14 protein-coding genes are annotated in these 11,608 nt (G+C 61.7%); 3 read left to right on the top strand and 11 right to left on the bottom strand.

Annotated elements, in window-relative coordinates:
- Position 1: 1 nt before the first annotated feature.
- The 3 genes from LDZ28_RS01040 to LDZ28_RS01030 all read right to left on the bottom strand — a co-directional run bounded on the left by LDZ28_RS01040 (position 2) and on the right by LDZ28_RS01030 (position 2,997).
- Positions 2-1,009 (bottom strand): SIS domain-containing protein, encoded by a 1,008-nt coding sequence (locus LDZ28_RS01040; RefSeq protein WP_244827954.1) that lies wholly within the window; start codon positions 1,007-1,009, stop codon positions 2-4.
- On the bottom strand, positions 1,002-2,105 hold the full coding sequence (gene nagA, locus LDZ28_RS01035; RefSeq protein ID WP_244826893.1) for an N-acetylglucosamine-6-phosphate deacetylase: 1,104 nt from the start codon (positions 2,103-2,105) through the stop codon (positions 1,002-1,004). The genes LDZ28_RS01040 and nagA overlap by 8 nt, the downstream gene beginning before the upstream one ends.
- 157 nt (positions 2,106-2,262) lie before the next feature.
- The gene (locus LDZ28_RS01030) at positions 2,263-2,997 is read right to left on the bottom strand and encodes a GntR family transcriptional regulator (RefSeq protein ID WP_244826892.1); all 735 of its coding nucleotides are present in this window, start codon (positions 2,995-2,997) and stop codon (positions 2,263-2,265) included.
- A gap of 450 nt (positions 2,998-3,447) precedes the next feature.
- Here LDZ28_RS01030 and LDZ28_RS01025 point away from each other — a divergent pair, with 450 nt between their 5' ends.
- Positions 3,448-4,257 carry a bifunctional helix-turn-helix transcriptional regulator/GNAT family N-acetyltransferase gene (locus LDZ28_RS01025; protein ID WP_244826891.1) on the top strand — a complete coding sequence of 270 codons (810 nt, stop codon included), beginning with the start codon at positions 3,448-3,450 and terminating at the stop codon, positions 4,255-4,257.
- A 224-nt stretch (positions 4,258-4,481) separates the two neighbouring features.
- Here the strand turns inward: LDZ28_RS01025 and LDZ28_RS01020 are convergent, their stop codons facing one another.
- The gene (locus LDZ28_RS01020) at positions 4,482-5,294 is read right to left on the bottom strand and encodes a MetQ/NlpA family ABC transporter substrate-binding protein (protein WP_244826890.1); all 813 of its coding nucleotides are present in this window, start codon (positions 5,292-5,294) and stop codon (positions 4,482-4,484) included.
- A gap of 200 nt (positions 5,295-5,494) precedes the next feature.
- On the opposite strand from LDZ28_RS01020, the gene LDZ28_RS01015 reads away from it, so the two are divergent.
- On the top strand, positions 5,495-5,791 hold the full coding sequence (locus LDZ28_RS01015; RefSeq protein ID WP_244826889.1) for a YciI family protein: 297 nt from the start codon (positions 5,495-5,497) through the stop codon (positions 5,789-5,791).
- Positions 5,792-5,839: 48 nt separating this feature from the next.
- Here the strand turns inward: LDZ28_RS01015 and LDZ28_RS01010 are convergent, their stop codons facing one another.
- Genes LDZ28_RS01010 through LDZ28_RS00990 form a run of 5 tightly spaced genes read right to left on the bottom strand, consistent with a single transcriptional unit; the run spans position 5,840 to position 9,939 of the window.
- Positions 5,840-6,442 (bottom strand): SCO family protein, encoded by a 603-nt coding sequence (locus tag LDZ28_RS01010; RefSeq protein ID WP_244826888.1) that lies wholly within the window; start codon positions 6,440-6,442, stop codon positions 5,840-5,842.
- Positions 6,439-7,344: a heme o synthase gene (gene cyoE / locus LDZ28_RS01005; RefSeq protein ID WP_244826887.1), complete on the bottom strand. Its 906-nt coding sequence runs from the start codon at positions 7,342-7,344 to the stop codon at positions 6,439-6,441. The genes LDZ28_RS01010 and cyoE overlap by 4 nt, the downstream gene beginning before the upstream one ends.
- Before the next feature lie 9 nt (positions 7,345-7,353).
- Positions 7,354-8,463: a heme A synthase gene (locus tag LDZ28_RS01000; RefSeq protein ID WP_244826886.1), complete on the bottom strand. Its 1,110-nt coding sequence runs from the start codon at positions 8,461-8,463 to the stop codon at positions 7,354-7,356.
- A gap of 37 nt (positions 8,464-8,500) precedes the next feature.
- A complete protein-coding gene (locus tag LDZ28_RS00995; RefSeq protein WP_244826885.1) occupies positions 8,501-9,133 on the bottom strand; it encodes a cytochrome C oxidase subunit I in 633 nt (210 codons plus the stop codon).
- Between the two features lie 50 nt (positions 9,134-9,183).
- Entirely contained in the window at positions 9,184-9,939 is a 756-nt protein-coding gene (locus LDZ28_RS00990; RefSeq protein ID WP_244826884.1) for an SURF1 family protein, read from the bottom strand.
- A gap of 123 nt (positions 9,940-10,062) precedes the next feature.
- Between LDZ28_RS00990 and LDZ28_RS00985 the strand changes: the two genes are divergently transcribed.
- The gene (locus tag LDZ28_RS00985; protein WP_244826883.1) at positions 10,063-10,272 is read left to right on the top strand and encodes a twin transmembrane helix small protein; all 210 of its coding nucleotides are present in this window, start codon (positions 10,063-10,065) and stop codon (positions 10,270-10,272) included.
- 170 nt (positions 10,273-10,442) lie between these two features.
- Here LDZ28_RS00985 and LDZ28_RS00980 read toward each other — a convergent pair whose 3' ends face one another.
- Positions 10,443-11,300, bottom strand: a complete 858-nt coding sequence (locus LDZ28_RS00980; protein ID WP_244826882.1) for a cytochrome c oxidase subunit 3 — start codon at positions 11,298-11,300, stop codon at positions 10,443-10,445.
- Positions 11,301-11,376: 76 nt separating this feature from the next.
- Positions 11,377-11,607: a DUF2970 domain-containing protein gene (locus LDZ28_RS00975; RefSeq protein WP_244826881.1), complete on the bottom strand. Its 231-nt coding sequence runs from the start codon at positions 11,605-11,607 to the stop codon at positions 11,377-11,379.
- Between the last annotated feature and the right edge of the window lies 1 nt (position 11,608).

Genomic DNA, 11,608 nt, shown 5'->3' with positions numbered 1-11,608 from the left:
CTTAGTGGGTTTCGGTGACCTTGTTCAGGTGGCGCGGCGCGTCGGGATTGCGCCCGCGCGCGGCGGCCAGACCCGCGGCCATCACATAGAACGAAAGGATTGCGGCGATCGGATCGAGCGCCGGGTGATTAGTGGCGACGAGCGGCAATTCCGCGCCGGGCACGTCGGCAGGCGCCGCGAGCAGCACGCGTGCGCCGCGTGCGCGCATGTCGGCCGCCAGTTGAATCAAGCCTGCCTGCTCCGGCCCGCGCGGGGCGAACACGAGCAGCGGATAGTCCTTGTCGATGATCTCCATCGGACCATGACGCACTTCGGCGCTGGAGAACGCTTCCGCCTGGATGCCGGAGGTTTCCTTGAGCTTGAGCGCCGCTTCCTGCGCGATAGCGAGACCGAGACCACGGCCGATCACGATCATGCGATCGACGTTCGTGAGTTCGTTCACGGCACGCGTCCAGTCGAGCTTGCCCGCCGCGCGCAAGGCGTCCGGCAACGACTCGAGCGCGTCGAGCAGTTCGGTATCGCGTTGAACATGCGCGACGACGATGGCCGAGAGCGACAGCATGGCGATATAGCTCTTGGTCGCCGCCACCGACAATTCCGGCCCGGCGAAAAGCGGCAGATACCACTCGCACGCCTTTTCCAGCGGGGAGTTCGCGACATTGACGGCAGCAACGGTGAACGCGCCCGCATCGCGCAACGCCTGCATCGTGCCGACGAGATCGGGGCTCTTGCCCGACTGCGAGAACGCGACCGCGAGCTGGCCCGACACGCGCAGCGGTGCTTGTTGAAGCGTCGCCACGGACATGGGCAGCGAAGCAACCGGCACGCCGATGCGGCTCATCGTCAGGCTTGCAAAATAGCTGGCGGCGTGGTCCGAACTGCCGCGCGCAACGGTGAGCGCGACATGGCGCGGCTGCTCGGCGAGCTTGACCGCGAGCGCTTCGATGCGCGAGGTATCGGCGAGCTGGGCCGCGACGACGTCGGCGGACTCCAGGGCCTCGTTAAGCATATTCGACAATTGATTCTCCTTCGACATACGTGGCGCTCAGCGCGAGTTCCCGGTCGAGCACGACGAGATCGGCCCATGCGCCACGCGCGATGCGGCCGCGATCTTCGAGTCCGAGGTAATCGGCGGGAAAGCGTGACAAACGGTTCGAGACGTCCGCGAGCGGAATGCCCAGCGAGACGAGATTGCGCAGCGCCTGATCCATGGTCAGCGTGCTGCCGGCGAGCGTGCCGTCCGCGAGACGCACGCCGCCCATGCACTTGGTGACGTGCTGGCTGCCAAGGCGGTATTCGCCGTCCGGCATGCCGGCCGCCGAGGTGCTGTCGGTAACGACGTAAAGGCGCGGAATTGCGCGCATCGCGGCGCGAATCGCGCCCGGATGAACGTGCAGCAAATCCGGGATCAGTTCCGCGTACTCGGCGTGCGCGAGCGCGGCGCCGACCATGCCCGGATCGCGATGATGCAGCGGCGACATCGCGTTGAAGAGATGCGTGAAGCCGCGCGCGCCGTGCTTGAGCGCATTGACGGCGTCATCGTAAGTGCCGAGTGAATGACCGAGCTGCACGCGCACGCCGCGCGAGGCGAGTTCGGAAATGATCTCTAGATGCCCGGAGATTTCCGGCGCGATGGTCACGACGCGAATGGGCGCGAGCGACAGATATTCGAGCACTTCGTCGCGCACCGCGACGGCCGCCGCGTCCGGCTGCGCGCCGAGCTTGCCGGGATTGATATACGGCCCTTCGAGATGCACGCCGAGCACGCGCGCGCCGCTTGCGGCACGGCGCTTCGCCTGCTCGCCCAAGCCCGCGAGAACTTGCAGGAGTTCGTCGCGCGGCGCGGTCATCGTGGTGGCGAGCAGGCCCGTGGTGCCGTGTTGAGCGTGTTGCCGCGCGACGGTATCGGCTGCGTCGCCGCCTTCCATGATGTCGCGCCCGCCGCCGCCATGCACGTGCAGGTCGATGAAGCCGGGCAGGATATACGGCGCGTCGTTCGTGGAGGGATCGGCGATATGACCTTCCAGCGCCGTCACCCGACCGTTTTCGAAGCGAAGCGAACCGTTGATCCAGCCATCGGTCGTGAGTATGTTTCCTTTCAGCATGAAGTTCTCTGGAAGTGCGCTATGCATGATGAGGTTCAGTGCCATCCGCGCCTTGCTGCGAGCAGGCCTGTTCGCTGGCCCCGTGTGACCGGCGAACGTGCGGTGGCGGCTTTTGGGTCCTCTCGTTCTGATCTTGCTGCTTCTGCTTTCCCGCTTTTTATCGATGCAATTCCGCGACGAAGTCGTAGTAGTCGTCGCGGCAATACGTGTCCGTCAGTTCGATGGCGCGCTGCTCCGCCGAGTAGCCGATACGGGTGATCACGAGCAGCGCCGCGCGTGGCGCGATGCCCATCAGCCGCGCAATCTCGGCTCCGGCGTTGACCGCGCGAAAGTGCTGCAACGCGCGCACCACCGACTGCCCGCGCGCTTCGAGATAGCAATACAGCGACGCGCCGATCTCGAACGGCTCCGGAACGACGGACACCGGTAACGCCGAATGTTCGACCGCCATGACGATGCCGTTCGCGCGGCGAAGTCTGCCGAGACTCGCGACCGATGCGCCCGGCGCGAGCCCGAGACGGACGGTTTCATCGCGACTCGCTACGCGCACGTCACGCTGGAGCCACACCGAGTCAGGCGCGAAACCGCGCTGTTCCATCTTCTTCGTGAAGCCCGTCAGCACCGACAGTGGATCTTGCGTGCGCGGCGTGATGAAACTGCCTGCGCCGCGTACTCGCCGAATGAGCCCGCACTCGACGAGCAAAGCCAACGCCTTGCGCGCGGTGATACGCGAAACCCCGACCGCTTCCGACAACGTGCGTTCTGCTGGCAACGCCTCACCTGCATTCCAGGCGCCGCGCTGAATAGCTGCAGCAAGACGCGTGGCGAGCTGCAGATACAGCGGTGTGGGACTCGAAGCGTCGGGCGCCAACTCCCGCAAGCGTCCATTCATGGAGGTCTCTGCAGGGCTCGAATTGGAGCCCATTATATAACCAACATAATACCAGTCAAACCTTCTGCCTCACTTGATGCCAACAGGCAATAACATAAGGAATTCAATGGCTTGGATCAACTTTAACTGAATAAAGGCGCGTCGACTGCGATCGGGATTTACCCTCATGTCAAGCCCAAAACTACAAAATGGTCCACTTATCCGTGAACGTTTAAAAAACAGACCAATTGGCAATAGCACGATCGTTCTTTCTTTGGCACAATGGTGCAATTGGTTCGGAATCGCAACTAATTAAATAATAAAACTGATTATTGAGAGAGATAAAAGTCGATGGGCTCTTCAGATCCGAGTCGAGCGGTAGACGTCGTCAGACGCTTTAATCGCTTCTTCGCTCGCCATGCGGGCGCCTTGCACGAGCGGCTTCACAAAAGCCACTTTTCCCTAACGGAGGTGCGCATCCTCCACGAACTTGCGCATGATCGCGCACGCACCGCAGCCGATTTATCGCGCAATCTGGGCCTGGACACAGGCTACCTGAGCAGGCTGCTCACCAACTTCCAGAAGCTTGGGCTTATTGTGCGCGGCAGGAACGAATCCGACGGCCGCGCGCATTTGCTTACCATTACAGCGGATGCGCGAGCCAAGGTCGACGAGATCGACCTGCATGTCTCGGCCGAAGCTGCCGCGCTGCTCAGTCGGCTCACGCCCGGCGAGATCGAGCAGTTATCCAATGCAATGATCGACATCGAGCGGCTGCTCAGTCCTCATCATGGCGAAGGCCACGACACGCGTTTGCGCAGCCCTCGTCGTGGCGACTTCGGCTGGATCGTCGAGCGTCACGCGCATCTGGAATCATCCGACCGTGCGGCCCATGCCAACGAAGCCTATTCGGCGAAAGTCGTCGCGCGTTTTCTCGGCGCCGTGCAGAGTGGAACGCCACGCATCGCTTGCTGGGTGGCGGAACGTGAAGGCGCCGCGCGCGTCGGCGCGGCGCTCTTGAGCGCGCAATCGGAGAAAGAGGCGCGCATCGAGTTGTTGTTCGTCGAACCGGGCGCGCGTCGGCGGGGCTTGGGCGTGCAACTCGTATCTGCCTGTACGAACTTCGCGCATGGCGCGGGCTACGATAACGTGATCTGCCGGATGCCAATGGTGCATGAGGACCTGTGCGCGCTATTCAAACGCACTGGCTTCACGGCGAAGCAGGATGGCGATTCGGGTGTGATCTGGCATCGCGAGCTTCGGCGTGTTTATGCGGACTGAGGGCTGATTTCGCTCGCTCGTCGTGTCGCTTCAGATGAAGAGAGACGGCAGCGAGCATTCAGTCACGTCGCGCCATGTGAAAGAAGGCGATACGTACGTTATCGGCGTGGTAATGCTTCGAGATGTTTGCGTGGACCGAGTGCTGACATAGCCCTCGGTCCCAAAGGCGTCGGACAGCAAAACGGCGTCCCAGGGGACGCCGTTGGCAAACCGTGCGTTCTCGATCAGAACGAAGGGACAACCGAGCCTTCGAACTCGCTCTTCATGAACTGGCGCACGTCTTCGGACTGATACGCCGCGACCAGCTTCTTCACCCACGGCTGGTCTTTGTCCTTGGCGCGCACGGCAATCAAGTTCGCGTAAGGGCTGTGCACGTCCTCTAGCGCGATAGCGTCCTTGGTCGGCTGCAAGCCCGCCGCCAGCGCGAAGTTCGTATTGATGGCGGCGGCATCGACGTCTGCGAGCGTGCGCGGCAGTTGCGCGGCGTCGAGTTCGAGTAGCTTGACCTTCTTCGGGTTCTCGGCGACATCCAGCGGCGTCGCGCTGTTTCCGTTCACGCCAGCACCGGCCTTGAGCTTGATCACGCCCTGCGCTTGCAGCAAAAGTAGCGCTCGGTTTTCGTTCGACGGATCGTTCGGCACCGCGACCTTCGCGCCTTGCGGCAGATCCTTCAGCGACTTCAGCTTCTTCGAATACACGCCAAGCGGCGAGATATAGGTCAGTCCCGCATTCACGATCTTGTAGCCGCGCTGCTTCACCTGACTGTCGAGATACGGCTGATGCTGGAAGCTGTTGGCGTCGAGGTCGCCAGCATCGAGTGCGGCGTTCGGCTGAACGTAATCGTTGAACTCGATCACCTTGACGTTGAGGCCTTCGCGCTTCGCGACCTTCTGCACGACTTGCCAGATTTGCGCGTCGGGTCCGCTGATGGTGCCGACCTTGATGACCTTGTCATCGGCATGCGCGGTGACGCTAATGAAATAAGCGGCAGACGCCGCGACGACGGTAAGAGCTTTAAGCAAATTTCTGCGCTGCATGGTGTTCCTGTTTCAATGCGAGGTTGCTGCAAAATTGCCGCTTGAGTGCCCGCGATGGATTCATCGCCCTCGGTCGATGCCAACGGGAAACGAATGTTCGCACGGCTTTGGTGCGACGGAAAAGACAGAATGTTCATGTCGATATCCGGCTCGCGCTTTGACGTCTAGAATCGCTACAGACCGATTTCTGAGACACCATCATGTACATGATCAATCTGCGTTATACCGGCGCTCTTGCGGAAATCGACGATGCGCTCGAAGCCCATCGCGAGTATCTGCAGCGCTACTTCGCCGCTGGTGTCTTCGTGATCGCGGGTCCGAAAGTGCCGCGCGAAGGCGGCATCATTCTGGCGTCGGCTATCGAGCGTGAGCGGCTCGACGCGATCATCGCGGAAGATCCGTTCGCGCAGCAGAACTTGGCTCACTACGATGTCACCGAGTTCAAGGCGACACGTCTTGCGCCCGGACTGAAGTTGCCGGAGCCTGCCGCGGAATGAAGAAAGCGGCCCGCAGGCCGCTTTCTCCAAACCAACGATGCGCCGATCTCAGTCGATCAGCAGCTTCAAGTCATGCACCCACGGCTCGACGCCCTGACCGTCGCGCGCGAAAAGACGCAGCTTGCCGTCCTTGTCGAACACGTAGCTCGCGGCGGTGTGATCCATCGTGTAGTCGTCCGCCGTCTTGCCGTTGGACTTCGCGTAGTACACGCGGAAATCCTTCGCGACTTTGGCAAGCTCGGCGTCGTTTGCCGGCCGCAAGCCGACATACGCCGGGTTGAACGCCGTCACGTATTGACCGAGAAGATCGGGCGTGTCGCGCGCGGGATCGACCGTGACCATGAGCACCTGCACGTCCTTCGCTTTACCGCCGAGTTGCTGCAATGCTTGCGTGAGTTCGGCGAGCGTGGTCGGGCAGACATCCGGGCAATGCGTATAGCCGAAAAACAAAACCACGGCCTTGCCTTTGAAGTCACCGAGCGTGCGCGTCTTGCCGCTGGTGTCGGGCAACGAGAAGTCGCTGCCAAACTGCTTGTTGCCCGTGATGTCGAGGTTCTTGAAATCGGGCGCCTTCTCGCATGCAGAGAGCAACGCCATGCTCGCCAGCGCGAGCAAAAGCGGAGCGAGCATCTTGCGAAAGAAAGCCCTCATGCACCGATCACCGTGCGAACGTAATGATCGACCAGAAGAGCGCCGAACAAGAGCGACAGATACACGATCGAATAACGAAAGGTCTTGCGCGCCAGCGCGTCCGAGTAATCGCGATAAATCTTCCACGCGTAACCGAGAAACACCGCGCCCAGCGCAACCGCGCTCGCCAGATAGATCACGCCGCTCATGCCCGAGATGAACGGCATCAGCGTGACCGCGAACAGGATGACCGTGTACAGGAAGATATGCAGACGCGTGTACTGCTCGCCGTGCGTGATAGGCAGCATGGGCAGACCGGCGTTTTCGTAATCCTTCTTGCGATACAGCGCGAGCGCCCAGAAATGCGGCGGCGTCCAGACGAAGATGATGAGCACGAGAATCCACGCGTCGCCGGGAACCGCACCCGTGACGGCCGCCCAACCGAGCGCCGGCGGCATGGCACCCGAAGCGCCACCAATGACGATGTTCTGCGGCGTGTAAGGCTTGAGCAGCAACGTATAGATGACGGCGTATCCCACGAACGTGGCAACCGTCAGCCACATCGTGAGCGGATTGGTGAACGTATAAAGCGTCCACATGCCGATACCGCCGAGCACCGCCGAGAACGTAAGAATCTGCGCGCTCGTGATTTGCCCGCGCGCCGAAGGACGCCACGCGGTGCGACGCATCTTGGCATCGATCTTCTGTTCGACGAGGCAGTTGATGGCGAATGCAGCGCCCGCCAGCAGCCAGATGCCGACCGCGCCACCAATCAAAACGGTCCACGGCACCATGCCGGGCGTGGCGAGGAACATGCCGATGACGGCGCAGAACACGGCAAGCTGCGTGACGCGCGGCTTGGTCAGCGCAATGTATTGCGATACGCGGCTGCCAAGCGGGGAGTGAAGTGTCGTGCTATCCATGATGTGGAGTCACGCTGAAACGATGTCGCGCGCGGGAACTGCGGCGCGGCCGGGACGGCTGGAAGAGATTCGAAAGTTTAGCATAACGAGTAGTAGCAACAGGATGGCAGCCCCGCCATTGTGCGCCACTGCGATAGGCAGCGGCCACTGCAACACGATATTGGACAAACCTGTAAAAAATTGAATCAGGATGACGACGAGCACGGCGGTCGCGGGCGTGCGTAGGGACTCGAAACGGCGCAGCATCGCGGCGAGCCAGAGCAGATAAAGCACGACCACTATCGCAAACGTGCGATGCGTCCAGTGGATTGCCACCAGCGCGTCCTGCGAGATGACGTCGCCGTCGCCGGTCATGCCGAGCGCGCGCCACAAGTGGAAACCGTGTTCAAAGTTCATCGGCGGAATCCATTGGCCATTGCAGAGCGGAAAGTCCGTGCAGGCGAGCACCGCGTAGTTCGTACTGACCCAGCCACCCAGCGCAATCTGCACGACGAGCAACACGATGCCGACGATCGCGGCCGGCATCCATCGCGCGGCGGCCGGGTCGAGCGAGGGAATCGGCGTTTGCCGCGCGGCGAGCCAGCCGAGCGCGGCCAGCAACGCAAGCCCGAGCAAGAGATGCGTCGTGACGATGACCGGCTGCAACTTGAGCGTGACGGTCCACGCGCCAAAAGCGCCTTGCAGCAGAATGAGCGCGAGGATGCCCGTCGGCCACCACGGCGAAACATGCAGCGCCTTTCGTCTGATGCGCGCGGTCCACGCAATGACGACCTGCGCGATGATCAGCACGCCGATCGCCATCGCAAAGTAGCGATGCAGCATCTCGATCCACGCCTTCATCGGGCTGACCGGACCGGTGGGCATGGCCTGATGCGCGGCCGCGATCTGCGCGTGCGCGATGAACGGCGACGCCGTGCCATAACAGCCCGGCCAGTCAGGACAGCCAAGGCCGGAATCGGTCAGGCGCGTGAAGCCACCGAACATGATCAGATCGAGCGTCAGAAAAGTGGTTAGCCAGACGAGCTTCCTGAACTTGTTGTCATCGGCCTTGACCCAGACGAACGAGAGCGGCAGCAGCGCAATGCATAGGCCGATTAGACCGAGTTCTAATACAAACATACTTTCACCTTCGTTTTGGTCGTGGCGTCCCGGCGTATCAGCCGATGCGCGACCACTTCAATAGCTTCGCCACGTCCGTGTTGATCTTCTTGGGATCGGGGTCCTTCGGGAAGCGCATCATCAGGTTGCCGTTCGGATCGACGAGATAAATGTGATCCGAAAGCTTCGTGCCGGCGTCCACCGGCAGCCATCCCGAGAGGGCTTGTTCGTTCGTCACGAGCATGCGTGTGTCCGGTTGCGGATACGCGGTTTTGATGACATTCGCGACGGGCTTGTCGTCCGTGCGCAGCCAGACGTTCAGCACGCGCTCGCGCTCGCCCGACTGTAGCGCGCGCACCTGCCGCATGAAATAGAGGCGCTTCACGCACGCTTCGTCGCAATCGCTGCCGTTGACGGTGATCATCAGCCACTTGCCTTCGAGCGACTTGAGTGGCACCAGCTGACCTTTTTCATCGGTGACGACGATCTGTTCCGGAATCGGCCGTTGCGGTTCGATCAACGTGCCGTAGCTCGTCGTGCCGCCCGCGGGCTTGACGACGTAGTACATCAGATACGAGGCGATCACCGGCGCCGCGCAGACCAGCGCGAGCAGTACCAGCATCCACCGGCCGCTGATCCAGGAGCCTTTTTTCGCGGGCGGTCGGGTTGTAGTGGTGCGTTGAGCTTGCATGGATTCTCTGTTCGGTCGATGCCACTTCCATTGGACGCGGCATCATGGGTTCATGCTTCTTTCGCGGCCTCGTCGTCGGCGGCTTCGTCGGCGGCGGCCGGGTCGCTGTCTTTCCTCGCGGCGCGCCGTGCGGCATACAAGCCGAAGGCGATGGCCGCTGCCGCCATGCCCCACCACTGGAACATGTAGCCGTAGTTGCGATCGACGCCAAGCGTGGCCGCCGGCCAGTCGCGCACGAGCTTGTCGGCGGTGGCGCTCGTCTGTTGGATCACGAACGGCTGAAACGCGAGCCCGGTTTCCGCGGCATACGAGGCGACGTTCAGGTTTTGCCGGATCTGCTGACGCGCAGCGGAGCCGCCGCTGCCGAGCTCGAACGCCTCCGATGCATTCGAGCGCGCGATGCCCTTCACGTCCACGATGCCTTTCGGCGTCTCATAGGGCTCGATGCCCGTACGGTCCGCCATGTTGCGCGGCAGCCATCCGCGATTCACGAGCACGTAGCCGCCGCCCTCGAGTTTAAGCGGCATCACGACATAAAAGCCCGGCTGGTCGTTATACGGACGATTGTCCAAATAGACGACGCGCTCTGGCATGAACTCGCCGCGCGCCTCGACGCGATGGAATTCGATCGACTTGAGCGGCAACGGATCGACACTCACGCGTCGTGCGGGCGCATTCTCGAACGCGACGATCTGCGCGTTCAGCGCTTCCTTCTGGTGCGCGCGGTCGCGCTGCCAGAAGCCGAGCCGCAGAGTGATTGCGACGACGATCAGGATCAGCACCGTGGGCCAGAGGCGGATTTTCATGCCGCAGGCTCCGGAACCGACGCCGCACGCACCGATTCATCGAGTGCGATAATGAGATGACTCGTTTTCATATTGCTCACGGCGTTTCGCGAGCGGTCGATGCAACTATCGCAGGCTGGTTTCATGCACATCATCGTTGCTATTGCATTCATCCTCATCATTGGCAGCCTGGGCTCGGCCCTGTACTTCATGATGACCGATAAAGGTCAGACGAAGCGCATGGTGTGGTCGCTCGCCACGCGCGTCGGGCTGTCCATTTCGCTCTTCCTGTTCATCCTGTTTGCGCACTGGATGGGCTGGATTCAATCGACCGGCATTCCGCTCGGACGATAACGCGTCTCGAAGGTTTCCCACGCGGGACCGATTGTCGCGGCGCGACACAATCGCGCGCATTCACTCACTTCCCAAAACAAAACGCCGCCCGCGAAGGTCGAGGGCGGCGTGGCATGTCTTGCGTGACAGCGTGCGCGCCGAAACGGCGCGCCCTCGCTCGAAGCAAACGCTTACAGCCAGTAGACGACGACGTACAGCCCGAGCCACACGACGTCGACGAAGTGCCAGTACCACGCGGCGCCCTCGAAGGCGAAGTGGTGTTCCGCCGTGAAGTGGCCGCGAATCAGGCGCACGCATACGACCGCGAGCATGGTGCCGCCGAGGAACACGTGAAAACCGTGGAAGCCGGTGAGCAGGAAAAACGTCGAGCCGTACACACCCGACGAAAGCGTCAGGTTCAGTTCGTTGTAGGCGTGGAAGTATTCGTAGCCCTGGCAAAACAGGAAGATCACGCCCAGCGCGACTGTCGCAGCCAGCCAGATGATGGCCTTTCGGCGATGATCTTCACGCAGCGCATGGTGAGCCACCGTGAGCGTCGCGCCCGAGGAAAGCAAGAGCGCCGTGTTGATGGTCGGCAGCGGCCACGGCACCATCGAACGGAAATGCGGCACCAGCGCGGCGGGGCCGTTGTTCGGCCACACGGCGGTGAAGTCCGGCCAGATCAGCTTGTAATCGAGGCTGCCGAGTTCGTGCATGGCAATGGCGCGCGCATAAAACAGCGCGCCGAAAAACGCCGCGAAGAACATGACTTCGGAGAAGATGAACCAGCTCATGCTCCAGCGATACGACACGTCGACGTTCTTGCCGTACATGCCGCCTTCGGATTCGGAGATGGCGTCGCCGAACCAGTGCCACAGCACGAACAGCAGAAACAGCAGGCCGACGAACGTGGTGGCAGGCGCCCACGAATGACCGTTCACCCACGCCGCCAACGAGGACAGCATCACCAGCAAACCGCACGCAGCCATGATCGGATGGCGTGACGGATGCGGCACGAAATAGTACGGGCTCTCGTTTTGACCGCTCATTTGATTCTCCACTTCGATCCAGTTGCTTGAGTTTTCTTGTATCGCCGCGCGTTCGACCGCTCGCCCGACGTTTTGTCTATCCGACTACCGCGCGCACCACCAGCAGCAATACGACGATGAACACCACCGCGCCGATCACCCCCGCCGCGATCAGATGCAGCGGCTTCAACTGCGCGGCGTCGTTTTCCAGATCCGCCCGGCGGCGCACGCCGAAGAACGACCAGAACACCGCCTTCACGAGCTTCAGGAAACCGCCGCCATTGCGTCCGTCACGTCCATTGCGTCCATTTCGTGCTTCTGGGTTCATG

It is taken from the genome of Caballeronia sp. TF1N1, assembly GCF_022878925.1.
Taxonomy (GTDB): Bacteria; Pseudomonadota; Gammaproteobacteria; order Burkholderiales; family Burkholderiaceae; genus Caballeronia.
The sequence above is the reverse complement of the archived record's forward strand: the minus strand, read 5'-3'. Positions and strand labels throughout refer to the sequence as shown.